This window comes from Bacteroides sp. RTP31139st1_H2_RTP31139_211217 (genome assembly GCF_040227615.1).
Classification (GTDB): Bacteria; Bacteroidota; Bacteroidia; order Bacteroidales; family Bacteroidaceae; genus Bacteroides; species Bacteroides uniformis.
The window spans coordinates 38,504-65,192 of record NZ_JBCNZM010000002.1 but is presented as its reverse complement, the minus strand read 5'-3'; the positions used below and the strand labels follow the sequence as shown (position 1 = coordinate 65,192).

Here is a 26,689-nt window from a genome sequence, read left to right as displayed (position 1 = left end):
TTTAAAAGTTCAACTACAAAGTTACATTTTCCTACTGAATATGGAAAAGTTACAAAGCTTTTTTATTCATTGATAGCTCCGCAATGCGGGCAGACTCCCTTCTCCCTCAGTTTCTGCCCGCATCTGCCGCAACGATAGCGTGAAGCCAGCAGCGAAATGCGAAGCCTTTTGAGGAATACCCATACAAAAGCGGTCAAAAACAAGTATCCGACGTAGATAGATGTAGTCAGGATAAAGAAAAAATAACAGAAGATGCAGCAGGAGGCCAGCCCCAACAGATAGAATACGGCCGCCGCCGGACTTAACTGGCGAAACAAATCGTCGAGTACCGCCAGCAACACCACTATAAACAGCCAGATACCCATCAGAAAAGCAGAAAGCACAAGCGGTACCTTGAACGGCGACAAGGTAGGATTAAAATAGAAGTGTTGCCACGTCTCCGGCGCAAACACTTGTATAGATTCGTAAATAGTGGCACAGAACGCCATCAGCAGACATAGCAACAACGGATAGAGACTGTCTATATCATTAAAGTACACCATCCTCAACTGCTTGCGCCGAAAAGCCCGGAACAGCCAGACTGCCACAAACAAGGCAAAAATAATGATAAAATAAGAGGCATGGGTATCACTGAACAAGTAGATGGCCTGCGAAATGCTGTCTGTAGGAACAAAGGCATGCATCATTTCGGACTCCCGCAACCAACCCTGCACTTCCTGCGAATGGGCAAGCTTCACCCATACACTATCCACACTGTCGGCAGGATGGATGGCGAACTCGGCAACCACCACGCGGTCTCCCCGATAAAGCATATTATAGCAGTCCTTCACGGGCAGACAAGCCAAATTCACAGAATCTGCCAGCACTTCCAGATTGGTATTCCAAGTATAATGCCGCTCAAAAAGATAGGCCAGCGAATCACGCGTCTCCTTAGACAGATGTTCATCTTCAAGATTAGGACGGGAATAATGGCAGGAAACTAAAGCAATGAAGCATGAAAAATAAAGAATGCAGAATAGGAGGGAACGCAGTGAACGCAAAGGATGTTTGTCCCTGCCCGCTTCCCGGTACCGGTCATTTGCCAGCCTTTCATTATGTGCCCGTTCCTCACTCCTCATTTTCAAGTCTTTATTAGTAATTCCTCATTCTTCATCCTTCATTAAAGCGGCTCTTCATGAGCAATGACTTTCATCTGGCAATTCTTGCAATCAAAAGACAAGCGGAAACGCTTGCCGTCCGTCCCAACCAAATAATAAGGTTCCCTATAAGGAGAATGTCCTTTCTGATAGGTGGGACACCATCCCATACTGAAACGCAGGCAATGTTTGCAGAACATGAGTACAGCATCCGGAACCGCTTGTGCCTCGTAAGCAGGTGCTATGGACGACAACCCGTGCTCACGGTAGAAACTCCGGGCAGCACCGTTCATCACATTACCCAGATAGGTCAGCGAAGTAGCCGGGAAAGCATGGCTGGTCGGTTTCCAAACAGCCAGCTCACGACGATAAGTAACACGCCGAGCCGCAATCAGCTTATCTATCACCTGCCGGCGCCAGTCCGCCACCGCAGAAGCAGGAAGGAACCAGTTAGCAGAAAGATTGAGCCTGATGCCCGAAGCATCTTCAGACAAATATCCTGCTATCTCAAAAGGAGTATTCCCCAACTTGCCCAGCTGATTACGCAGATTATCCACCTGCGGTGTACGTGCCAACTCTTTCGGATAAGGGAAAGAGAGCGTCACGCGGTTATCATCCTCGTCCGCAGCCGTCAGGCTAAACCCGAAAGAAGTATCTGCCAACTCCCAACAAACACCGATTTTGCGTTCGGAGGATTTACGGGTAAGGATACGTTCAAACTCCTGGTCGAAATTGCGATAAAGCCGTGTACGAGGTTTGATGCGAGGCACTTCCCCTGCCGGATAGAGTTTGTTACCATCCACCCGGTTGATGCGGAAACCTTGCAAATGTCCCTGCTCATCAAGAAAACAGACACCGTCTCCGTTGTGGAAAGGCTTTACGCCTGCCACCGTGAGATATCCCCCGCGCTGTTCCTTCAAAGTGCCCATCTCCTCTCCCAAAGATTTGGGCGTATCGAACGAAGTGATCTCCCCTCCCCTTCCTTGCAGGAAATAATGGGTGAAACCGCGGCTGAAACTCTTGTCCAACTGTGGCTGGAAATCGAAACGGCAGGTGCCCGAAGAAGCACGGGCATATTCCTTGCGACGGGCAAAAATGGCATCGAGCTTCCTACGGTAAGCCGCCGTCACATTCTTCACATAGGTCACATCCTTCAAGCGGCCTTCTATCTTCAGCGAAGTGGCTCCGGCATCCAGCAGTTCTTCCAACACCTCGCTTTGGTTGAGGTCCTTCAAAGAAAGCAGATGCTTATTACGCACAATGGTCTTGCCATCGGCATCTACCAGACTGAAGGGTAAACGGCAGAATTGCGCACATTCCCCCCGGTTGGCACTCCGTCCGAAACAAGCCTGGCTGACATAGCACTGCCCGCTATAACTGACGCAAAGAGCCCCGTGTACAAAGACTTCGAGCGGCACGTCGGGACACGCCTCATGGATACCGCGTATCTCCTGCAAAGAAAGTTCGCGTGCCAACACCACCTGACGGAAACCGGCATCGGCAAGGAAACGTACTTTCTCCGGCGTACGGTTATCCATCTGCGTACTGCCATGCAACGGAATGGGCGGCAAATTCAACCGCGTAATCCCCATATCCTGTACAATCAGTGCATCCACACCGATGCGGTACAGCTCCCAAATCATCCTCTCCGTCTCTTTCAGCTCTTCTTCTTTCAGAATGGTATTGACCGTCACATAGATACGGGCATTATACAGATGGGCATGCTCCACCAAAGCGGCAATATCCTCCAAAGAGTTGACAGCAGCCGCACGCGCACCGAACTTGGGTGCACCGATGTATACCGCATCTGCCCCATGATTCACAGCTTCTATGCCACACTCCAAATTCTTGGCAGGAGCCAGCAGCTCTATTTTACGTTGCTTTATCATCGTTTAGTTACGAGTAACTCACCCTATTTCATTAATATTATACGGCGTCTCCTGATATACAAAATAATTCAGCCAATTGGAGAACAACAGATTGGCATGGGCACGCCAACGCACCAGCACTCCTTTGTCCGGGTCATCGTCCACATAGTAGTTACGGGGTATCTCAATGGGCAGGCCCTTATTCAAGTCACGGCGATACTCTGTATCCAATGTCAGCGGGGAGTATTCCGAATGGCCGGTCACGAAGAACTCACGCCCTCCACGGGCCACCGCCATATATACACCAGCATCCTCCGACTCGGAAAGCAGCGTCAATTCCGGAACCTTCTGTATATCTTCCCGGCGCACTTCCGTGTGGCGGCTATGCGGCACATAGAACATATCATCAAATCCACGGAAAATGGGATGCAACGGTTGCAAGGTACGATGTTCAAAGATACCGAACATCTTCTTATCCAGTGCATACTTCGGCACTCCATAATGATGATAGAGCCCTGCCTGCGCCGCCCAGCAGATGTAGAGCGTAGAGGTGACATGCGTACGCGCCCAGTCGAAGATTTCAGTAATCTCATCCCAATAAGTCACCTCCTCAAAATCCATCTGCTCTACCGGAGCACCGGTGATAATCATGCCATCGTACTTTTCACCGCGCATCTTGTCGAAATCCGTATAGAATGTTTTCATGTGTTCTATCGGAGTGTTCTTGGAAGTATGGCTTTTTATCTTCATGAACGAGATTTCCACCTGAAGCGGAGTATTGGAAAGCAGACGCACCAGGTCCGTTTCCGTTGTAATCTTTAGCGGCATCAAGTTCAGAATCACGATACGCAGCGGACGGATATCCTGCTGGGTTGCCCGGGAATTGTCAATGACAAAAATATTCTCCTCTTTCAGCAACTCGATAGCGGGTAGTTTATCGGGTAAATTTAAAGGCATGAGTTTATATCTATGGTTTAACTTATTACTGTCTACGATTTTAGCGTGTAAAGTTAGGCAAAAAATCAGAGTGTGATAAATAAATTATAAAAGTTTTATCGATTTATCCCTCTTCATTTAACACGTTTAATTACATTTGTACCCGAAACCTATTAAAAGTTATTAAAAATAAGATTAAAAAGCACTGCGGCATCAAGCGTGATACTGATAATTAGCATCCAAAAGCGTAAAAGACTTTTCCATACCGGTTATAGCTCTGCTAAATCCATATTTTTAAGACAAGGTTCATTGAGTATAATTGGGAAAGCGGAAAAACCGTTGCCCCACAATAATAATATAATGAAGAAACTTATTCTTGCAAGAGGAGTCTTGGCTGCCTCTTTATTCTGCTGCATGTCCTTAGGGAATACAGCTTGTGTGAACCGGATTGACGAAGAATCAGAAGCGGAAATCGAGGAAGGGACGACACCTATCACGTTCTCTATCAAAATGGAAAAGGCCAGTACCAAGGTCACAAACACCGCCTTTGAAAAAGGAGACAGAATGGGCTTGTTTGCAACCACTTCCTCCGGCTCCATCAAGGGAAAACGGTATATTGACAATCTGGCCCTGGAATATACGGAAGGCTCCACACTGGTTCCCAAAAAGACAGTATTCTATCCGGAAGGAGATGTGTCACTGGACTTTATCAGTTACCACCCTTACCAAACCGAAGGGGTAGCTGCCGGTACACCCGTTCTTCCCGTATCTGTGCAGATAGACCAGAGCAATGAGAAAAACCGCGCACAAAGTGACTTCTTGGTAGCTAAAGCGCAAGGAATCACCAGTAAAACCAAATCTGTAACCCTGGAGTTCCAACACAAGCTGTCCAAACTGGCAATCTCTCTGACACCCGACGCAAGCAACTCTGCCAATGATTTGCTGAAAGCCAATCCGCGTATCATCGCAACCGGGCTCAAGACCTCGGCCGATTATAATCTGGAAGACGGGACTTTCAGTAATCTTACGGGGACACAAGACATCATAGCCTCCGGCGAATGGAGCGTCAAAGACAACAAACTTACCGGCAAGGAATTCATCATCATACCCCAAACGATAAATGATGGCAAGCAATCCTTCATTATGGAGTGGAGCGGACGTATATACAGTTGTGCAATACCCGAAGTGGAAATGAGTAGCAGCACGCAATGTATCATTAACATATCAGCCATGCAGAGCAACAGCAACGTACTGAGCAGTTTTGCCGGAAAAATCAAGGAATGGAGCAGCCTCCCTCCCATCGACACCGACAATATGGAAGATTACACTGCCATACATATCTCCGCTCTCTCCTTTTCTCTTTCAAATGTGTACAGAATTTATCACGAAGGGATACCCATTGCAGAAGTCTGCAAGGAATATCTCAAATCAGCGTCATTGACTTCCAGAGCCGTTATAGCCTATCCCATAGGCGAAAATGAAAAGGCCGACCTGAGCAATGGAGTCATCCTACAGCTTGCAGACCGTAAAGACACCATCTGCGGAGGAAGAATAAGCTGGAATACAGACGACTATGGATTTACCTACACTAAAGGGGAATATACCGGCATAGACAAGCTCTATATAGACAATAACCATAAGCTACTTCTGGATAAACCGGAAAACGCCATCAAAGTGAATGTGGCATGCTACACCCTTCGAGACATCAGAAAAGGAGTGTCTACCGAATACCCCATTGTCAAGATTGGAGCCCAATACTGGATGGGTAAAGAGCTCCATGCCACCACCTACCGTGACGGAGCTCCCTTGAAAAAACAGAGTGACTTGGGAACAGACAAAGCCGGATATTACAAGCCGGACAAATATGACATTTATTTTTACAATGGAGAATCCATACTGGCAGGAGAGCTGGCTCCCGAGGGCTGGAAAATTCCATCGGATGCAGACTGGGAACAGCTGAAAAACTACACCGGCAACGATGCCTCCATACTAAAAGCAGGAGAATGGCAGGCAATGGTATCCGGTGAAGTTGCCCCCGTCAACAACCATACCCGGTTCAATGCTTTCCCGGTAGGAATGTGGTACAACAAAGGACACAACAGCCCCAATAAAATGACCGCCTTTTGGAGTTGGGATCATACAAAGCATACCCTTTCGGAAAGCACCATTTATTTTCTCGGCGAAAGCGACGAGTTTGTATCAAGCGCTGCCCATGTCACCGGTAAGCCCTACTATAAAGCTCTTTCCATCCGCTGTATAAAAGAATAGCCGGCAATTTCGGCATTTCTCATTTCTTTTTTGTATTTTTGTTCCCAATGTGCAAGATTTTTGCCAATCGGACAAAGATAACGAAAGAGAAATGAGAGTAATCGACCTGATAAACAGTAACGAAAAAACAGCTTTTTCCTTTGAAATATTGCCACCACTGAAAGGTACGGGCATCGAAAAGCTGTATCAAACCATAGATACGTTACGGGAATTCGACCCCAAATACATCAACATCACCACGCACCGCAGCGAGTACGTGTACAAAGACCTCGGCAACGGATTGTTCCAGCGAAACCGCCTGCGCCGCCGCCCCGGCACCGTAGCCGTAGCTGCTGCCATCCAGAACAAGTACAACATCACCATGGTGCCGCACATCCTTTGCAGCGGCTTCACCCGCGAAGAGACGGAGTACGTGCTGCTCGACCTGCAATTCCTCGGCATCACCGACCTGCTGGTGCTTCGTGGCGACAAGGCAAAGCACGAATCCTCTTTTATCCCCGTGGGCAACGGTTACCACCACGCCGTCGAACTACAAGAGCAAATCAACAACTTCAATAAAGGTATTTTTGTGGACGGCTCCGAGATGAAAGTTACCAATACCCCGTTTTCATACGGTGTGGCGTGCTATCCGGAAAAGCATGAAGAAGCCCCCAACATGGATACAGACATCTACTGGCTAAAGAAGAAAATGGAAATGGGTGCAGAGTATGCCGTGACCCAGCTCTTCTACGACAACCGGAAATATTTCGACTTCGTGGAACGTGCCCGTCAAGCCGGTGTCACCATCCCGATTATCCCGGGCATCAAGCCCTTCAAGAAGTTGTCACAACTCAGCATGATACCCAAGACGTTCAAAGTAGATTTGCCCGAGGAACTGACCCAAGAGGTTCTGAAGTGCAACACCGATGCGGAAGCTCAGCAAGTGGGTATCGAATGGTGCGTGCAGCAGTGCAAAGAGCTGATAGCCCATGGCGTCCCAAGCCTCCACTTCTACTCGGTAGGAGCTACAGACAGCATCAAGGAAGTAGCCAAACAAATCTACTAAACAATGGACAATCAACAGTTGACAATTGACAATAGGCAGTGTCACAAGTAATAACTTATAACTAATTAACCCGTGTTCAGTTTCAAGGACATAATAGGCCAAGAGGCAGCCAAGCAAAGGCTGATACAAGAAGTGCAGGAAGGACGTATCCCCCACGCACAACTCTTCTGTGGCCCTGCCGGAGTAGGAAAACTCCCATTGGCACTTGCCTATGCCCGCTACATCTGCTGTCCCAACCGGACGGAAACCGATGCCTGCGGTACTTGTCCCTCCTGCGTAAAATGGAATAAGCTGGTGCACCCGGACGTACACTTCGTATACCCTATCGTCAAGAGCGCCAAAGGGAAAAAGGAAGTCTGCGACGACTATATCGCCAACTGGCGGCACCTGTTGCTGAACAGCCCCTACTTCGGGCTGAACCACTGGCTGAACGAGATGGATGCCGAAAACGGACAAGCTATTATCTATGCCAAAGAAAGCGACGAGATAACCCGCAAGCTGAGTCTGAAATCCAGTGAAGGAGGTTACAAAGTCACCATCGTATGGCTACCCGAAAAGCTGCATGAAGTATGCGCCAACAAGCTGCTGAAACTGCTGGAAGAGCCACCCGAGAAAACGATATTCCTCCTCATCTCCGAAGCTCCGGAAATGATACTACCCACCATCCTCAGCCGCACGCAGCGCTTCAACATTCCCAAGATTGAAGAAGCCGACATAGCCGAAGCCCTGCAGCAGAAGTACGGAGTGCAGCCCCGCGACAGCGAGACGATAGCCCACCTGGCAAACGGAGACTTCATCAAAGCATTGGAGACCATCCATCTGAACGAAGAGAACGAACTGTTCTTCAACCTCTTTGTCAGCCTGATGCGACTCTCCTACCAGCGCAAGATACGGGAAATGAAACAATGGAGCGAGCAGCTTGCTGCCATGGGACGCGAACGGCAGAAGAACTTCCTGGACTACTGCCAGCGCATGACCCGCGAGAACTTCATCTACAACCTGCACCGCAAGGAGATGAACTACATGACGCTGCCCGAACAGAACTTCGCCACCCGTTTCGCCCCCTTTGTCAACGAACGGAACGTCATGGGTATCATGGACGAACTAAGTGAAGCGCAACGCCACATCGAGCAGAACGTAAACGCCCGCATGGTGTTTTTCGACTTCTCTCTCAAAATGATTGTTTTATTGAAACAATGAAAAGTGGCAAAATAATGAAATGCAAAGTATCAAATCGTAAATAGTAAATAGTCAAATAGTAAATAAATAGATGATGGAATTTAAACTACATAACGGAAGCGGAGGTCTCTGCTGCAAGAGTTGCGGCAGGCAGGACAAGCAACTGAACACCTACGACTGGCTGGCAGACATTCCGGGCAATGCCGATGAGAGCGAGCTGGTAGAGGTTCAGTTCAAGAATACCCGCAAGGGATATTTCCGCAACAGCAACAAGATACCCCTGGAGAAAGGCGACATCGTAGCCGTAGAAGCCACCCCCGGACATGATATCGGTGTGGTGACCCTGACCGGACGTCTCGTGCCGCTGCAAATGAAGAAAGCCAATATCAAGTCTGAGGCAGACATCAAACGCATCTACCGCAAGGCGAAGCCTGTGGATATGGAGAAGTACAACGAGGCAAAAGCCCGTGAACACTCCACCATGATACGCTCGCGTCAGATAGCCCTGGACCTCAACCTCAACATGAAGATTGGAGACGTGGAATATCAGGGAGACGGCAACAAGGCCATCTTCTACTACATAGCCGACGAACGGGTGGACTTCCGCCAGCTCATCAAGGTACTTGCCGACGCTTTCCGCGTGCGTATCGAGATGAAACAGATTGGTGCCCGCCAGGAAGCCGGACGCATCGGCGGTATCGGTCCCTGCGGACGCGAGCTGTGCTGCGCCACCTGGATGACCTCCTTCGTATCGGTATCCACCAGCGCGGCGCGCTTCCAGGACATTTCACTGAATCCGCAGAAGCTTGCCGGACAATGCGCCAAACTGAAGTGCTGCCTCAACTACGAAGTAGACTGCTACGTGGAAGCACAGAAACGCCTGCCCTCACGCGAGATTACCTTAGAGACCAAAGACGGTGAGTTCTTCTTCTTCAAAGCCGACATTCTGAGCAACCAGATAACCTACTCAAGCGACAAGAACATCCCCGCCAACCTGGTGACCATCAGCGGCAGACGCGCCTTCGAGATTATCGGTTTGAACAGACGTGGCATCAAGCCCGACAGCCTGATAGAAGAAACCCATCGTTCCGAACCCAAAAAGCCGGTGGACTTGCTGGAACAAGAGAGTCTCACTCGCTTTGACCGCAGCCGGAAAGGCAAGAGTGGCAGTGACGGCAACGGTGGCGAGAACAGCAACAACAGCCGTAACAAGAGAAAGAAAAAGAGTGGAAACGGTCGTCCGCAAGGAGGTGAGCAGCAGGGTGCTCCGCAATCCAACAACCAGAGAGAACAATCCAGGCAAGACCGGCAACCGAGACAGAAACAAGACCGGCAAGCACCCAAACAAGGTGAACAGCAACAAGGCGAACGTCAACAACGGAACAATAACAACCGTCGTCCGCCCCGTAACAATAAGCCCAAACCTCAAGGTGAAAGACCTGCCCAAAATGACAAACCGGCTCAAGAATAGGAATCTCTGCCTGAAAGGTATCATACTACTGTTTGTCGCAAGCCTGCTGAGCGCTTGCGACAAACAGACTGTATACCATTCCTTCCAATCCCTTCCCACCGAAGGCTGGCTGCGCGAAGACACGCTCTCTTTCGACGTGAAGGTCACCGACTCACTGACCTACTACAAACTGTCTTTGGAAGTTCGTAACCGAAGCAACTACCCCTATCAGAATCTACCTCTATCCATCTGCTACACCACCGCAGATTCCATTCCGTCACCCACGGACACCATACAGCTAATCCTCGCGGACAAAGAAGGAATCTGGAAAGGTGACGGCTGGGGAGGTCTCTATCAGACTGCCGTCTCCGCAGGAAGCGTTCGAATCGGCAAACCCGGCACCTACCTCTTTAAAGTGGCCTATACGCTACCGGACGAAAGGCTGCAAGGAATCAATGACATCGGCATCAAACTGAAGAGATAGGAACTCCCTATTGTTCTTTATTACCTTCTTCTAACAACCACCTCAGTCTCCCACTCACGTCTCCTTGAAGCGGAAACGGGCGGGGTATCATAACTTGCCCTCTTACCTCGTAGCGTTACGTCTTTTACGCCAGGATGTAACGACCGTTACACCAGCATGTAAAGGGCGTTACAATATAGCGTAAAAGTCGTTACGATACAGCGTAAAGGACGTTACAATGCGATGTAACGGCCGTTACATTACGATGTAAACAATGTGTAAATGCAATGTAATGATAATCAAGTCCATTCGTATGTCCCACAAGGAAACGGTCATAACTAAATTCGGCGATTACGTCCCGCATCAATCCGCAGAAAGATAAACAGCAGGATTGTGAATCCCCAGAGAGAAGAACCTCCGTAACTGAAGAAAGGCAACGGGATACCGATGACGGGGGTCAGCCCCAGCACCATGCCTATATTGATGAATAGATGGAACAAGAATATACTAAGCACAGAATAACCATACACCCGGCCAAAGGGAGATTGCTGCCGCTCGGCCACGACAATCAGCCGTAAAATAAGAATAAGGAACAGTAATAGTACAGCCGTAGACCCTACGAATCCTTCCTCCTCACCCACGGTGCAAAAAATGAAGTCCGTATCTTGCTCCGGCACATACTTCAGCTTTGTCTGCGTACCATTCAAGAAACCTTTGCCGGTCAGCCCCCCGGAGCCGATGGCTATCTTCGACTGGTTCACGTTATAGCCGGCACCAGCAAGGTCCTCTTCCATACCGAGCACCACCTTGATACGTATCTGTTGATGGGGCTCCAGCACTTTATTGAAGAAGTAGTCGCTGGAGTAGAGGAAACCTATCGAACCCAAAGCAAACAGCCCAATCAGAAAATAAGATAAATGGCGCTCGCTTAAAGAAAGAAAGACAAGATACCCGACAACAAGTGCACAAAGCCCCCACTGCACCCACACCAAGTTGAAGGGTACCACATATTCCGAAATCAGATAAGCCACGAGCAGCACTCCCAGCGAACCGCCGATAATATTCCGTGTGGGTTCCCAGCGCTTTTTATAAACCCACACCATACCTCCGGCAAAGAGCAGTACCATCAGCAGTACGGCAAATTCTCCGATAGGCGTCGGTGTATCGGCAATCATCACCGCATCAAAACGGATGCCCACCACAAAGTAGGCCACTGCACATATACCCGAGAACAGTACCACGCCCGGCATTCCCTCCCGATAAAGCATCAGGAAAAATGCAGAGTACACCAATGCCGAACCCGTCTCCCGCTGTAGGATAATCAGCAACATGGGGAAGAGAATCAGGAAAGCCAACATAAGGGAGCTTTTCCAATTCTTCATCGTAAACGAGTAGGCACTCATATACTTGGCAAGCGCCAGCGCCGTGGCAAACTTGGCAAACTCCGCCGGCTGCAAACTGACCGGCCCCAGGATGAGCCACGACCGCGACCCTTTCGTGTCGGGCGCAATGAATATCGTGACAATCAGCAACAGCATCAGCCCTATATATATAAGGTAGGAGAACATGTCATAGAGGGAATCATCCAGCATCAGCAGCACAAACCCCAGCCCGAAGGAACATATAATCCAGACAAACTGCTTGCCGGCACGCGTAGAGAAGTCCAGAAAGTCACGGTCACCATAATCATAACTCGCCCCACAGACACTGAACCAGCCGAATACAATCAGCAGCAGGTAAACGACAATCGTCACCCAGTCCAATGATTTCCATATGCTATCTCTCCTTGTCACCAATTTATTTACGATTTTACGATTTACTATTTACTATTGAAGTCACTCACCGTTCATCCCTAACCCCTAATCCTTAATCCCTAATCATCATCTCTCCTCATCTCCGTAAAGTATCACCCGGTTACTGAATTCTTCCGCCCGTATCTCATTCTCGGGCGACAGCTTTCCATGCAGATACTGGTCCATCATCATGGCACCGATAGGTACGCCATACGTGGCACCGAAACCACCGTTCTCCACATAGACGGCAATGGCTATCTTAGGGTTGTCCATCGGGGCAAAGCCCATAAAGACAGAATGGTCCTTGCCGCGGTTCTGTGCCGTGCCCGTCTTTCCGCAGACCTCCACACCCGGCAGGATGGCTCCCGCCATGCGGCAAGTGGCGCTACCCGTACTTCCGTCTACAGCGGCACGCATGCCTTTCACCACCATTTCATAATATTCGCGGTCGATGGTGGGATAACGGGGATTGCGATAGATGCTGTCCAGTTCATTGTCTTCTATCTCCTTCACGATGTGCGGAGTAATGAAATGCCCCCGGTTGGCAATGGTGGCACCCAGATTGGCTATCTGCAACGGGGTGGCAAGAATCTCTCCCTGCCCGATGGAGATACTAATCACCGTCAGACCGTTCCACGAACCCCGATAGGGCTTGTCGTAGAACTTTGCATTCGGTATCAGTCCACGCTGTTCGCCGGGGAGGTCGGTACCGAGCCGATAGCCGAAGCCCTGCGATACCATGTGGTCTTTCCATACGGTAATGGCATTCTGCGGCGAACCGTATTTTTTATCACCGAACATGCGATACAATCCCCAACAGAAATAGGAATTACAAGAGGTAGCGATGGCAGGAATCAGCGACAGAGGCGAACCATGTCCGTGACATCCCACATGAAGGCCTTTATGATTGAAACCATGCGCACAAGGGAAAGTCGGATAATCTTCGTGGATAATCTCTTCCTGAAGGAAAGTCAGTGCCTGCGCCGTCTTGAAGGTGGAGCCCGGCGGATAAGCTCCCATGATGGCACGGTTCAACAAAGGCTTCCGCTTGTCCATCTGCAGCAGGCGGTGGTTCTTTCCCCGCTGGCGCCCTATCATCAGATGAGGGTCAAAGGTAGGCGAGGAAACCATGCACAGAATCTCACCCGTAGCCGGTTCGATGGCCACAATGGCACCGATTTTGTGTTGAAGCAGCCGTTCGCCCAACATCTGGAGGTCAATGTCGATGCCTAGTGTCAGGTTCTTGCCGGGTACGGAGGAACGGTCCAACTGTCCGTCCATGTAGTGTCCCTGGATGCGCCCGTGAGCGTCACGAAGCAGAATCTCCACCCCCTTCTCTCCACGCAGATACTTTTCATAGGATTTCTCGATGCCTTGCTTGCCTATATAGTCTCCGCGAATATAATAGTCATCGTTCTCAATGTCTTTCTTGGACACTTCGCCGATGTCTCCCAGCAAATGGCCGGCAGAGTTATAGGTATATTGGCGGATAGTACGCCGCTGAATATAGAAACCTGGAAATTTGAACAGCTTCTCCTGAAACACACCGCACTCTTCGGCAGAAAGCTGCGTCATGAACACCTGATGGGTGTATTTGGAATAACCGGGGTTCATCCAGCGGTTCTTGACGTCCTTCATCCGTTTGTCAAACTGCTCACGGGTAATGTTCAAGGCACTGCAAAGGTCGAGTGTATCCAGCTGCGTCACCTCCCGAGGCACAAACGTAATATCATAGGCAGGCTGGTTAAACACGAGCAACTTACCGTTACGGTCGTAGATAGCCCCCCGTGATGGATATTGTATCTTGTTCAGAAAAGCGTTACTGTCCGCGTTCTTCTTGTAGTCATCAGTCATGATTTGCAGGTCGAACAGCCGGAACACGTAAATAAGAACGATGACAATAGCCGCCGCTCCAATTACATATTTCCGCTTTTCCAGTGTATAGTCTTTCATCAATTCCTAATCCTTAATCCCTTTATCCTTTCTTTCTTATTCCCTCAACAGCCATAATGCAGGTCACAGTAAGCAGGGTACTTGCCGCAATTCTCAACAACAGCGTACCAATATGGGCAAAAGAGAAGAATTCGAGGGTAAGCAACAAGCCGTGATGTATCAGCACACTCACAACCAGATATTTCAGGAAAGGAAGAATCCCCATTGTACGGATGGCCGGAACCAGTGTATCCAGCGTGTCACGAGGCACGAACAGCCGCAGGAAAGTGGGGCGCAAGAAAGCCAGCAACACCGTAGCGGCAGCGTTCATCCCCGGTGTGTCGGAAAAGACGTCGACAGCCAGCCCTAAAAAGAATGCCCACAACATCAACGCATTGCGGGGAGTGTCCGACTCAAACTTCAGTATCAAGTAGATATACAGAAATGGAGTGGCATATCCTGCAATATGCACATTGTTCAATATCAGCACCTGCAACAGTACCAAGCCTATGAACCATCCTATTTTATGCAGATAATTAATTAACAACGCTAATGAGTTATAAGTTACGAGTTACAAGTTATTGAGTGTATAAGTTATAAGATATAAAGATGATTAATCCCTAATCCTTAACCCCTAATCCCTAATTTCTTAGTCACTTCTCGTCTGCCCTCGACTCCAATGCCTTTTGTTCATCCTGCCCGTTGCGGGAAATGACGCGCACATTGCTCACCTTTCCAAAGTCCGTAGCCAGCTTTATCTTCAACAGATACGAAAGCCCGTCGTGCGAGTCAGACATGTCATCCACCGTCCCCACCATGACACCTTCTGGAAACACGGTGGAATAGCCGCTGGTCACTACTGTATCTCCCAGATTGAATTCGGCATGCCGGGGCAAATCCTTCAGATAGGCAAAACGGGAATTACCTCCCTCCCACTTCAAATAACCGAAATAATCACTGCCCACAATCTTACAGCTGATGCTTGACTTGCTGTTCAGCAACGGAATGACCAACGAGTAATGGGGAGAGGTCTTATACACAATACCCACCACGCCATTGGCATCTACAACTCCCATCTCAGGACGGATACCTTCTGTTGTTCCACGGTCTAAAGTGATATAATTGTCAGCCTTGTTCAAGCTGTTCTTTATGACATTCGCCTTGAATATCTGATACTCCGTAGGAGCAAGCCGTTCCATGCTGTACAACCTGGCGGAGTCCAATCCTTTCTCCTTCAAGACATTTTCCAGAAACGAAAGCCGCTGCTCCAGCCACATGTTGCGGTCGAGCAGGTCTTCGTTGGCCGTCTTCAAGTGGAAATAGGAAGTGATGCCACCCGATATTTCATAAACCTTCCCCGCCACGCCATTGGCAGAGGTGAAATACACACTCTGCTGGTAATGATTAAAGCGAAATAATAAAATAAAACTGGCAACCTCTAACAGAAGAAAGAGGAACCAGTAATTATATTTAATGAGAAAGTTTAATAAATTTCGCATTACCGCATCAAGAATGAGAAGCGGTCAACGTTCTTCAATGCCACGCCCGTACCTTTGGCAACGGCATGCAAGGGGTCTTCCGCAATGTGGAACGGTATGTTTATTTTATCAGTCAGACGCTTATCCAGTCCACGAAGCAATGCACCGCCACCGGCAAGATAGATACCGTTGTGAACGATGTCGGCATACAATTCGGGAGGCGTATTTTCCAATGCGCTCAAGATGGCTGTCTCAATCTTAGAGATAGACTTCTCCAAGCAATGCGCCACTTCCTGATAGCATACCGGCACTTCCATGGGCAATGCCGTGATGCGGTTCGGACCATGAACGATATAGTCTTCAGGAGCATCCTCACCGAGTTCCGTCAAGGCAGCACCCACATTAATCTTAATACGCTCAGCCATACGCTCGCTGACCTTCACGTTGTGCTGGCGGCTCATGTATTCCTGAATATCGGCAGTCAAGTCGTCACCGGCAATGCGGATGGAGTTGTTACTTACGATACCTCCCAAAGAGATAACGGCAATTTCCGTAGAACCACCACCTATGTCAACAATCATGTTGCCTTCGGGAGCCTCTACATCGATACCGATACCGATGGCAGCAGCCATCGGCTCGAAAATCAAATAAACGTCGCGCCCGCCGGCATGCTCGGCAGAGTCGCGCACGGCACGCAGCTCCACTTCGGTACTGCCCGAAGGAACCCCGATTACCATGCGGAGTGACGGAGAGAAGAGACGGTTACGGTTGTTCACCATCTTGATAAGTCCGCGTATCATCTGCTCGCAGGCATAGAAGTCGGCAATCACACCGTCGCGCAACGGACGGATGGTACGTATGTTTTCGTGGGTCTTTTCGTGCATCATCTTTGCCTTGTCACCCACGGCAATCATCTTATCGGTACGACGGTCCAAAGCCACCACCGAAGGCTCATCCACCACAATCTTGCCATTCGTGGTGATGATGGTATTGGCTGTGCCAAGGTCCATCGCTATTTCTTGTGTAAAGGAGAATAATCCCATTAATATTTACGATTTAACTATTTACGATTTACGATTGATATTCCTCTTGTTTACAATTTGAGATTCAGACTTACGATGTAACTTCAATCGTAAATCGTAAATCGTCAAATCGTAAATCCGAATTAGTGTTTAAAGTGACGGAATCCCGTAGTTACCATGGCAATGCCATGCTCGTTGCAATATTCAAACGAGAGTTCATCCTTGATACTTCCACCCGGCTGGATGACGGCTGTTACGCCTTCATTGCCGGCAATTTCCACGCAGTCGGGGAAAGGGAAGAATGCGTCACTTGCCATTACAGCGCCATTCAAGTCGAAACCGAAGTTTTTGGCTTTCTCGATAGCCTGCTTCAAAGCATCCACACGGCTGGTCTGACCTACACCACTTGCCAACAACTGCTTTCCTTTTGCCAGCACAATGGCATTCGACTTACTGTTCTTCACAATCTTGTTTGCAAAGAGCATATCCTCAATTTCCTGTGCAGTGGGAGCCTTCGTAGTTACAGTCTTCAATTCTTCAGGAGTTTCCACCTTAAGGTCGCGGTCCTGAACCAATACGCCATTCAGCAAAGAACGGAACTGCTTCTTAGGCAGAGCTGCCGGCTTGCGGACCAGGATAATACGGTTCTTCTTCTGACCGAGGATTTCCAACGCATCCACATCATAATCGGGAGCGATAATCACCTCAAAGAAAATTTTATTGATTTCTTCGGCAGCAGCCTTGTCAATCACGGCATTAGTGATGAGCACACCACCAAAAGCGGATACCGGGTCACCGGCAAGCGCATCGTTCCATGCTTCGAGCACAGTGGGACGTGAAGCCAGTCCACAAGCATTATTATGCTTCAGGATAGCGAAAGTCGTATCCTTGAATTCGTCAATCAAGTCAACGGCAGCATTGATGTCGAGCAGGTTGTTATAAGAGATTTCCTTACCGTGAATCTGGTCGAACATAGCATCCAGATTGCCATAGAAATAACCTTTCTGATGCGGATTCTCTCCATAGCGTAAAGTCTTCTGGCTGTTGGCAGAGCAACGGAAAGCGGAACCTTCCTCGCCATCGAAATAGTTGAAGATGGCAGAATCATAGTGTGAAGACACTCCGAACGCCTCTTTGGCAAACCAACGGCGCTCTTCGATGGTAGTAGTGGCACCATGTTCCATCAGCATGTCGCGGAACGGCTGATATTGTGCTTGCGAAGCGATGATAACCACGTCGTTGTAGTTCTTGGCTGCGGCACGAATCAAGGAGATACCACCTATGTCAATCTTTTCGATGATGGCAGGTTCTTCGGCACCACTGGCAACGGTAGCCTCAAACGGATAGAGGTCAACGATGACGAGGTCTATTTCGGGGATTTCATATTTTTCAATCTGTTGCATGTCTTGCTCCAATCCGCGGCGGCAAAGAATACCTCCAAAAACCTTCGGATGCAAAGTCTTCACGCGTCCGCCCAGGATGGAAGGGTATGTAGTGAGGTCTTCCACTGCCTTGCAGGGATAACCCAGGGATTCTATAAACTGACGGGTTCCACCGGTTGAGAGGAACTCTACACCTTCTTCATGCAGTTTGGTAATGATTTCGTCCAAACCTTCCTTATGGTAAACAGATACCAGAGCTGTTTTGATTCTTTTTGTTTCAGACATGGATTTGCGTATTAAAGTATGCGTATATTAGTATTTGATGCGCAAAGTTACAAATTTTGTTTATTCATACATACATTCATACACAATAAATTAGGTATAATTAAAAAAGGCGGCATCTGTTTCCAGTCTGCCGCCTTTTTTTAAGGGTTATTTTGTTGGTTTACCAAATAGATACACGTTTTTCTACCGGCAAGAACATCGGGTCTTTTTCTGTCACGTTGAATGCCTCATACCAAGCACCGATTTGCGGCAATGCACCGTTTACGCGCCATTCGCCCAATGAATGCACATCACTCTTCGTGCGGTTCAACACTTCTTCGGGACGGATATCATTGGCCCATACACCTGCGTATGCCAGGAAGAAACGTTGTTCGGGAGTAAGACCATCCAGCACCGGCAGCGGCTTGGCAGCCGTAGCTTTCTTGAATGCCTGATAAGAAACCTGCAGACCACCGTGGTCGGCAATATTCTCACCCAATGTCATGCGTCCGTTGGCATATACGCCCGGAGCAACCTCGATGCTATCGAAGAAGTTCACCATCACCTGAGCACGCTCGTCAAAGTTCTTGGCATCTTCAGCAGTCCACCAGTCTTTCAGGTTACCGTCCTTGTCGTACTGGCGACCCTGGTCGTCGAATCCGTGAGTCATCTCATGACCGATTACCACACCGATGGCACCATAGTTGAAGGCATCATCCGCATTCATATCGAAGAAAGGATATTGCAGGATACCGGCGGGGAAACAGATTTCGTTCGTAGTCGGGTTATAGTAAGCGTTGACGGTCTGCGGAGTCATCAGCCATTCGTCCTTATCCACCGGCTTGCCGGCCTTGGCTATCATTTCGGCATGGCTCCACTCGTTGGCACGTTCCATGTTTGCCCAGTAAGAGTCGTTTTTGATTTCCAGTGTGGAGTAGTCTTTCCAAGTGTCGGGATAACCAATCTTCACATGGAAGGTAGCCAGTTTCTCCAGAGCTTTCACCTTAGTGGAATCACCCATCCAAGCAAGATTCTGGATACGTTCGCCCAGGCTTTCCTGCAAGTTCTTCACCAAAGTCACCATACGCTCCTTGGCAGCAGCAGGGAAATATTTCTCCACGTACATCTGACCTACAGCTTCGCCCAGCGCGCTGCTTACAGTGCTTACCGCTCTCTTCCAGCGGGGCTGCATCTCCTGTGTACCGCTCATGGTGCGGCTGTAGAAGTCGAAGTTCTGTTCTGCCATAGCATCGTTCAGCAAGCTTGCGGCAGAATCAATCAATTTCCATTGCAGATAAAGGCTCTGCTGTTCAATGGGCAGCGTATCCAGAATATCGGCAGCAGCTTTCAGTGAAGCGGGCTGGCCTACGATGATTTCCTTCACATCCTTCAAGCCCATGGCAGACAAATAAGCATCCCAATCGAAAGTAGGATAATTCTTCTTCAACTCTTCCATGCTCATCTTGTTATAATTGGCATGCGGGTCACGCAACTCCGTACGAGAGCGGAAAGCCTTGGCAAGACGTGTTTCCACATCCATCACCACCTCCATACCTTTCTTGGCAGTAGCCTCGTCGAAACCAGCCAACTGATACATCTTCTGTACATGTGTACGGAAAGCATCACGAATTTTGGCAGTAGCCTCATCATTCTCCAGATAGTATTCACGTTCGCCCATGCTCAGCCCGGTCTGATAGGTCTGTACAGCATTCATGCTACTGTTCATTTCGTCAGCGCCAACATACAGCACGTTGTAGGCGATGATACCCTTCTTCTGCATATCGCCCAGCAAGGCATAAAGCTCCTTCTTGTCCTTCAAAGCAGCCAGCTGGTCGAGTTCAGCCTTGATGGGGGCTACACCGTCCTTGTTCAGCTTCACGCTGTCCATTACGATTTTGTACAAGTCACCGATTTTTTGTGCCACGCTGCCGGCTTCGTGCTGGGTGGCGGCAAGCTCTTCAATCAGTCCTTGAATCTGCTTGCGGTTGTTTTCTGCAAGGATAGTAAAAGAACCGTACTGTGAGTATTCAGCAGGAATCGGATTGTTCTTCATCCAACCGCCACATGCGTATTGGTAAAAGTCAGTTCCGGGTAGAGCCGTTGTGTCAAGATTGGCGAGCTGGATGCCTGCTGTAAGTTCAGCCTGCTGCTTGCCGGTGTTGCAGGAAGCCGTCATCAGACAGAATGCTGCAATGGGTAACAAATGATTTGCTTTCATAAACATATAAAATATAATAGTTAGTGATTCTCCAACTCTACAGTAGCCGCGTCCCACTCTTCCATCACGCGGTCAAGCTGCTCTTTCAGTTTTTGGTGCTGCTCATAAAGCGACATGTCCGAAGCACCTTCCGGTGTGGCCATCCTGGCCTCAAGAATGGCAATGGCAGCCTCCGTCTGCTCTATCTCCGCTTCACAATCGGCAACGCGACGTTCCAGTTTCTTGAGCTTCTTATTAAGCTCCTTCTGCTCCTCATAAGAGAGTTTGGCTGCCGAGGGTTGAACCGGTTCTGCACCAGCATTTCCCGATGCCGCCTTACCGGCAGTGGGCGAAGCGGAAAGTGAAGGGGATTTCTGTAACTCATTCAGGCTCTCTATCTGCTTCTTTTGCAGGAAATCATAAATTCCTCCCAGATGTTCCTTCACCAGTCCGCCACCAAACTCGTACACTTTAGTCGCAAGACCGTCCAGAAAATCACGGTCATGGCTGACTATTATCACCGTTCCGTCAAAATCGCGGATAGCCTCCTTCAACACATCTTTGGAACGCATGTCAAGATGATTCGTAGGTTCGTCGAGAATCAGGAAATTCACCGGCTCCAACAGCAGTTTTATCATGGCAAGCCGGGTACGCTCTCCACCGCTGAGCACCTTCACCTTTTTATCCGAAGCCTCACCGCCGAACATGAAAGCACCTAGAATATCACGGATTTTGAGGCGGATATCCCCTACGGCCACGCGGTCAATCGTATCGAATACAGTCAGGCTCTCATCCAAAAGCTGTGCCTGGTTCTGGGCAAAATATCCAATCTGCACATTATGTCCCAGTGTAAGCTTACCGGTATAATCCGTAATCTCACCCATAATACACTTTACAAGCGTAGACTTACCTTCGCCGTTCTTACCGACAAAAGCAACCTTCTCTCCTCGGTTGATAGTCAAATTCACATCGTGGAAAACAACGTGCCCACCGTAGGATTTCTCCATATCCTCGCAGATAACGGGATAATTACCGCTACGGCTACTGCAAACAAACTTCAGGCGCAAAGAGGAGTTGTCTTCCTCATCCACTTCGATGCGCTCTATCTTTTCGAGCTGCTTGATGCGGCTCTGCACTTGCACAGCCTTGGTAGCTTTGTACCGGAAACGTTCGATGAAATCTTCCGTATCTTGTATCTGCTTCTGCTGATTCTCGTAAGCACGTAGTTGCTGCTCCCGGCGCTCCTTGCGAAGCACCACGAACTCATCGTATTTCACTTTATAGTCGTAAATGCGTCCACAAGTTATTTCGATGGTACGCGTAGTGACATTATTCAAAAAGGCGCGGTCGTGGCTGACAAGCACCACCGCATTGGCACGGGTGGAAAGGAAGTTCTCCAACCACTGGATACTCTCGATGTCAAGGTGGTTGGTAGGCTCGTCGAGCAGCAACACATCCGGACGGCGAAGCAACAGCTTGGCAAGCTCTATACGCATACGCCAACCACCGGAAAACTCGCTTGTAGAGCGGTCAAAGTCCTCGCGGCTGAAGCCCAGCCCTTGGAGCGTGCGCTCTATTTCGGCACGGTAGTTGGTGCCGCCCATCATCAGAAAACGTTCGTTTTCGTGAGTGAAGCGGTCAATCAGTTTCTGGTAATCCTCGCTGTCGTAATCGGTACGTTCGGCAAGTTGCCGATTCATGCGTTCGATGCCCGCCTGCATCTCAAAAATATGCTCGAAGGCAAGTTCAGCCTCCTGCATTACGGTGCGCTTGTCACTGAGTATCATCACTTGGGGCAAATACCCGATAGTACATTCGCGAGGAACGGCAACAATGCCGGCAGTGGGCTGCTGAATGCCAGCCAATATCTTGAGCATGGTGGACTTACCGGCACCATTCTTGCCGACAAGAGCTATACGGTCTTTCTTATTGATAACATAAGAGACGTCTTCGAACAGAGGAGTGGCATTAAATTCTACCTTCAGTCCTTCTACAGATATCATAGTGTCAATGAATTTAGCGTTCAAGACTGCAAAGGTAGCGATTTTCAACGTTATACAATATCATACGCTCACATAATTACATCAAATATCCAAGAAAGAGAACACTACTCCCGCATTTCCTGCGGAAGGACAATTGCAAAGCGGCTCCCCTTGCCAAGAGTTGAAGCCACTTCTATTTTTCCATGAAACCTTTCAACGATAGTCCTGCAAATGGCCAATCCCAATCCCGTGCCCTGCACAAAAGCATCTCCCTTATAGAAACGTTCAAAAATGTGCGCCAGAACTTCTTCCGACATGCCAGTTCCCGTATCTTCCACAAAGACTTCCAATGTAGCAAAGTCCTTCAGCCTATACCCTATGGTTATGCGTCCTTCAGCAGTGAACTTCACCGCATTATTGATAAGATTGTTGACAACTTGCCCCAAACGCGTAGGATCTGTATAGATAACTGCCGCCCGGTCCGGAAGGTCTAGCAGTAACTCCACTCCTTTCCGAAGATTCATCTTCTGCGCACTGTAAATGCTTTCCAATATGCCATTTAAAGAAACCTTCTCAAAATGGAATTCCATCGTGTTCGATTCTATCTTGGACAAATCCAGAATATCTGAAATCAACACCATTAACAACTGGCTGTTCTTTTCAATCAAAGACGTAAATTCCATAATCTCCTGCCGCGACAAGTCGGCATCCCCACAAGCCAGCAGTGTAGAGAAGCCCACAATGGCATTTAGTGGCGTACGTATCTCGTGGCTCATATTAGCAAGAAATACGCTCTTCAACTCATCGCTACGTTGCGCTTTCTGCAAAGCCTCGTTCAATTTATTCTCCGTATCCTTGTATTTCTGCGTACTCATGCAAATACCGATGATACGGAACGGCAAATCCGTCAATTGCCCCACATAGGTAGATTGCGCCTCAAACCACTCCCACTTGCCGTCTCCCCTCCGTAGACGGTATTCCACTGGGCGTTCGTACAAATTACCATGCAACTGTAAAGCCAAAGCATCAAACACTCCCTTCCGGTCGTCCGGATGAATCAGAAATGCGAATTCCTCAGGCGTCAGCGTATAGTCACGCGTAGGAATCCCCAAATATTCAAAATAACGCGGTTCTATAATCATCAGATTATGTTTCATGTCGAAAGACCATTGAAATATCTGGGTGCGGCTCAGCGCAATATTCAGCAAATGCTTCTGTGTCCGTTCTTCCAACACATTCCTGAAATAGAGTACAATCCTCACCAATTGTCCATCTTCATGAATTCCCACCATAGCACCTTGTATCAGAAAACTGATACCACTCTTCAATTCACGTATAAAGCAATTGATATCTAAGGGAATAATCCGCACATCCCTCTCCCGAAGTTGCAGCAAAAGGTCTTCTAACACATTCTTTTTATCACATACCACTTCCAATAAGTCAGTGATACGCCGCCCTATCACATACTCATTCAAATGGAGTTCATTCATCACCTGCTGATTCAGACGCCAGATACAATCTTCCAAATCAATCATAATAATGCTGACGGGCCATGAGTTGAACAACTGCTCGGAGATGGCATTTATTATACGTACTTCTTGAGGAACATTCGGATTCATCAGAATTGTTTTATCATACAAGGAGCAAAGTTCGGGCTAAAATGCTTATGCCACAAACAAACCCTTATAAATCAATATTCCGTTTTAGCATGTATATATTCTATTATTCACAACTTTACCTTATTTAACAGAGACAAATTGAGCGTAATATTGATTTTAACTGTTATCTCTGTCATTTATACATTATTATCCCCCATTTTTGTGTCTTAAAATCTCCAACATGAATATATCCGAATTCAATATAAATGCCGAGTTCATTGCCTGCAATCATATCACAACCAATGAACTGAATCCGCTAGTGGAAAAGCCATACCACACCAAGGCCAGTATCTTCGCTCTATGCACCAAAGGAGTTCTGAAAACCATCATAAACCATACTCAATTCAGGGTTGAAGCTAACACCCTCCTAGTTATTCCTCCCGAGACCTTCGTACAATTGCTACACACGTCAGACGATGCTGAAATATATGTCGTCATATTTTCCCAACAACTTATCCAGAGTTCAGGGGCCGGCAAGGTCATGATGGATAAGTTTCACATTATAGGCAAACACTATATTTTTCCTCTATCGAAAACGGACTTCCAGCTTTATGCCGAGTTCATGACCTATTTGTCACACCTCTACCAAAGAACAGAAAGCCCCTCAAGTCTAGTTTCATTGCAAACTCTACTGACCTATCTGTTACAAGGTATATCCGAACTCTGTCCGGAACGCCCTAGAATAAAAGAGACTCCGGGCAGCAGGCATTTCAACCAATACCGCATTTTTATCCGATTGGTACACACAGACTATGTCCGGGAGCATCAAGTGTCCTATTATGCATTGAAAATGAATATGAGACCGGCAGCTCTTTGCCGCCTTGTCAAAAAGGAATCAGGACATACAGCCATGGAAATCATCAACAATACTATCATCATGGATGCCAAAGCACAACTTTGTACCGCCAACACTCCGATAAAGGATATAGCCGTGAGTCTAGGTTTTAATAATGCGGCCTTCTTCAACAAATTCTTTAAACGTCATACGGGAATACCTCCTCAGAAGTTCCGCACATCCTCAAAACAATAAAATCCACTCAAAACACAAAATGCGGATATTCTGCCATGAGAATACCCGCATTCCTCAATAAGAGAAGTCTGCCATCAATCTACCTTCTTAGCAATAAAAAACACATAACCGTAGAATTCCTTATATTTGCCGTATAGTTCATCCTCAATCATTTGGAGTGAGCTGAACTCTTCGGCAATTTTATTACCGGCATATTTCTTACGGAAAATCTCCTGGGCCGCAACCTTTGAAGCAAAGTAATGCTCTGTCCAGCAATTCTCCGGCAGAATGAATGTAGCAACGGGGAGATAACCCGCCTTGTACAACTTGGTCACCTGATTGGGAAGTGTATCCATTTCAGAGTAAGCGTCCATCCAGAAGTCATTGATTTCCGCAGGGCGTTCGTCCGTAAACCATGAACTCTCGGAGACGGCAATATACCCTCCCGGTTTCAGATACTTACGCCACTCCTTCAAGCCACGTTCAAAGCCAATGTTATAGATAGCACCTTCACACCAAATCATATCCAGCTCCTCCTCACCGAAAGGAAGGGCATCCATTGAACCGACAATTCCTTTTACTCTGTCCTGCAAGCCTAACTGCCTTGCATTACGGTTGAAGATATCAATAAAGCCGGGAAAAAGGTCAATTCCTGTAATCCGCCCCGGCACATGGCCAGCTACTACCATTGTCTGGCCACCCGTTCCACAGCCGATATCGGCAATAAAGGATTCATCGGTAAGACCGTCTACAAAGCTCAATGCCTTCAACGTCGCTTCAGGACTGCCAGGGCCTTGTCGTTCCATATTGGAGAAAAAGTCACAGATTAAATTAAGTTCGAAATCGTGGATAGTTTTATTTTCGTTACTCATTTTCTTACTATATTTTGCATATACGGAAAGTATCACAATACCTTCAGCATAATATGCGGATTAAACTTGAATTATAACAATAAAAAAACACTCTCGAAAGAAGTTATCCGAGAGTAAACGAAAGGGGGACAATCTGTGCAGGGAACACAGATTGTTTACAAAACCAAATCCGATTTAAATGTCTTTGTCATACTGCAAAGATACGCAATATTTTATTTAATCAAAGATTTTACGGTTAATAAAGATTTTCCCTTGCACCGGGCGCATGCTGAAGAACCGCACCTACCACCTGGCAAGTATCCAGTTCCTTACAGTCGCCACAAGTATTGAAACCTTTTTCGTACACACATTTGCGGATAGCACAATAATCGCTGCAATAGGCAAACTTCACCCCGTCTGCACGGCACCCCATACAATGGATGGTTTCCGGCGTAATTTCCGGCGTATTGTTCAGCACACTCCACTCTTTGGCAGTTTTCTCTCTCAGCTCATCGTCATTATTGACAGTGGCTATACGGGCGGCGCAATTTTCGCAATCCAACCCGCAACATGCAATTAATTGTTTCATCACTTGGTTATAACGATTTATGTTTGAGGATATAATGCCCTTTTTCCCGCACATCGATTCAGTAAGCCCAAAACTCACCCCATACCTCGGAACAGACACTCATTTACCGACAGTCCTCAGCGCTTTCTTAACGATATACTTGGTCTCTTTCGTTTCACTTTCCCAACGCCTGCAAAGCTTCCTTACA

At 48.0% G+C, this 26,689-nt stretch carries 20 protein-coding genes; 6 read left to right on the top strand and 14 right to left on the bottom strand.

The features are described 5' to 3' along the window. Positions 1-62: 62 nt before the first annotated feature. The 3 genes from ABUA47_RS00665 to metA are packed head-to-tail and all read right to left on the bottom strand — an operon-like array spanning position 63 to position 3,961. Entirely contained in the window at positions 63-1,118 is a 1,056-nt protein-coding gene (locus tag ABUA47_RS00665; RefSeq protein ID WP_005828525.1) for a hypothetical protein, read from the bottom strand. Between the two features lie 41 nt (positions 1,119-1,159). Then, positions 1,160-3,025: a peptidase U32 family protein gene (locus tag ABUA47_RS00660; RefSeq protein WP_005828527.1), complete on the bottom strand. Its 1,866-nt coding sequence runs from the start codon at positions 3,023-3,025 to the stop codon at positions 1,160-1,162. 18 nt (positions 3,026-3,043) lie between these two features. After that, a complete protein-coding gene (metA, locus tag ABUA47_RS00655) occupies positions 3,044-3,961 on the bottom strand; it encodes a homoserine O-succinyltransferase (protein ID WP_005828529.1) in 918 nt (305 codons plus the stop codon). A gap of 339 nt (positions 3,962-4,300) precedes the next feature. On the opposite strand from metA, the gene ABUA47_RS00650 reads away from it, so the two are divergent. The 5 genes from ABUA47_RS00650 to ABUA47_RS00630 all read left to right on the top strand — a co-directional run bounded on the left by ABUA47_RS00650 (position 4,301) and on the right by ABUA47_RS00630 (position 10,366). After that, complete coding sequence (locus tag ABUA47_RS00650) at positions 4,301-6,208, top strand: fimbrillin family protein (protein ID WP_035450273.1); 1,908 nt, start codon at positions 4,301-4,303, stop codon at positions 6,206-6,208. 91 nt (positions 6,209-6,299) lie between these two features. After that, positions 6,300-7,253, top strand: a complete 954-nt coding sequence (metF, locus tag ABUA47_RS00645; RefSeq protein WP_016274213.1) for a methylenetetrahydrofolate reductase [NAD(P)H] — start codon at positions 6,300-6,302, stop codon at positions 7,251-7,253. Between the two features lie 72 nt (positions 7,254-7,325). Continuing rightward, entirely contained in the window at positions 7,326-8,453 is a 1,128-nt protein-coding gene (gene holB, locus ABUA47_RS00640; RefSeq protein WP_005828533.1) for a DNA polymerase III subunit delta', read from the top strand. A gap of 73 nt (positions 8,454-8,526) precedes the next feature. Beyond that, positions 8,527-9,903, top strand: a complete 1,377-nt coding sequence (gene ricT, locus ABUA47_RS00635) for a regulatory iron-sulfur-containing complex subunit RicT (protein ID WP_181981456.1) — start codon at positions 8,527-8,529, stop codon at positions 9,901-9,903. After that, complete coding sequence (locus tag ABUA47_RS00630; protein ID WP_009037256.1) at positions 9,881-10,366, top strand: gliding motility lipoprotein GldH; 486 nt, start codon at positions 9,881-9,883, stop codon at positions 10,364-10,366. The genes ricT and ABUA47_RS00630 overlap by 23 nt, the downstream gene beginning before the upstream one ends. Positions 10,367-10,683: 317 nt before the next feature. On the opposite strand, the gene rodA is transcribed toward ABUA47_RS00630, so the two are convergent. From rodA to ABUA47_RS00585, 9 genes are all read right to left on the bottom strand, one after another. After that, entirely contained in the window at positions 10,684-12,141 is a 1,458-nt protein-coding gene (gene rodA / locus ABUA47_RS00625) for a rod shape-determining protein RodA (protein WP_009037257.1), read from the bottom strand. Between the two features lie 84 nt (positions 12,142-12,225). Continuing rightward, positions 12,226-14,094 (bottom strand): penicillin-binding protein 2, encoded by a 1,869-nt coding sequence (gene mrdA / locus ABUA47_RS00620; protein ID WP_034523063.1) that lies wholly within the window; start codon positions 14,092-14,094, stop codon positions 12,226-12,228. 19 nt (positions 14,095-14,113) lie between these two features. Beyond that, on the bottom strand, positions 14,114-14,617 hold the full coding sequence (gene mreD, locus ABUA47_RS00615; RefSeq protein ID WP_005828540.1) for a rod shape-determining protein MreD: 504 nt from the start codon (positions 14,615-14,617) through the stop codon (positions 14,114-14,116). A gap of 106 nt (positions 14,618-14,723) precedes the next feature. After that, positions 14,724-15,569, bottom strand: a complete 846-nt coding sequence (gene mreC, locus ABUA47_RS00610) for a rod shape-determining protein MreC (protein ID WP_005828542.1) — start codon at positions 15,567-15,569, stop codon at positions 14,724-14,726. Next, complete coding sequence (locus ABUA47_RS00605; protein WP_005828544.1) at positions 15,569-16,591, bottom strand: rod shape-determining protein; 1,023 nt, start codon at positions 16,589-16,591, stop codon at positions 15,569-15,571. Before ABUA47_RS00605 ends, mreC begins: the two co-directional genes overlap by 1 nt. Positions 16,592-16,713: 122 nt before the next feature. Further along, positions 16,714-18,237 (bottom strand): bifunctional phosphoribosylaminoimidazolecarboxamide formyltransferase/IMP cyclohydrolase, encoded by a 1,524-nt coding sequence (gene purH / locus ABUA47_RS00600; protein ID WP_005828546.1) that lies wholly within the window; start codon positions 18,235-18,237, stop codon positions 16,714-16,716. A 160-nt stretch (positions 18,238-18,397) separates the two neighbouring features. Further along, positions 18,398-20,434 carry a M13 family metallopeptidase gene (locus ABUA47_RS00595; protein ID WP_117689267.1) on the bottom strand — a complete coding sequence of 679 codons (2,037 nt, stop codon included), beginning with the start codon at positions 20,432-20,434 and terminating at the stop codon, positions 18,398-18,400. A 20-nt stretch (positions 20,435-20,454) separates the two neighbouring features. After that, positions 20,455-22,416, bottom strand: a complete 1,962-nt coding sequence (abc-f, locus tag ABUA47_RS00590; protein ID WP_035450317.1) for a ribosomal protection-like ABC-F family protein — start codon at positions 22,414-22,416, stop codon at positions 20,455-20,457. 104 nt (positions 22,417-22,520) lie between these two features. After that, positions 22,521-24,014 (bottom strand): ATP-binding protein, encoded by a 1,494-nt coding sequence (locus ABUA47_RS00585; RefSeq protein WP_347774707.1) that lies wholly within the window; start codon positions 24,012-24,014, stop codon positions 22,521-22,523. A 220-nt stretch (positions 24,015-24,234) separates the two neighbouring features. Between ABUA47_RS00585 and ABUA47_RS00580 the strand changes: the two genes are divergently transcribed. Beyond that, positions 24,235-25,083 (top strand): helix-turn-helix domain-containing protein, encoded by an 849-nt coding sequence (locus ABUA47_RS00580; protein WP_005828555.1) that lies wholly within the window; start codon positions 24,235-24,237, stop codon positions 25,081-25,083. A 74-nt stretch (positions 25,084-25,157) separates the two neighbouring features. Here ABUA47_RS00580 and ABUA47_RS00575 read toward each other — a convergent pair whose 3' ends face one another. Together ABUA47_RS00575 and ABUA47_RS00570 are read right to left on the bottom strand one after the other, a co-directional pair. Continuing rightward, on the bottom strand, positions 25,158-25,934 hold the full coding sequence (locus ABUA47_RS00575; RefSeq protein WP_034528898.1) for a class I SAM-dependent methyltransferase: 777 nt from the start codon (positions 25,932-25,934) through the stop codon (positions 25,158-25,160). A 235-nt stretch (positions 25,935-26,169) separates the two neighbouring features. Further along, a complete protein-coding gene (locus ABUA47_RS00570; protein ID WP_034528899.1) occupies positions 26,170-26,502 on the bottom strand; it encodes a DUF3795 domain-containing protein in 333 nt (110 codons plus the stop codon). Between the last annotated feature and the right edge of the window lie 187 nt (positions 26,503-26,689).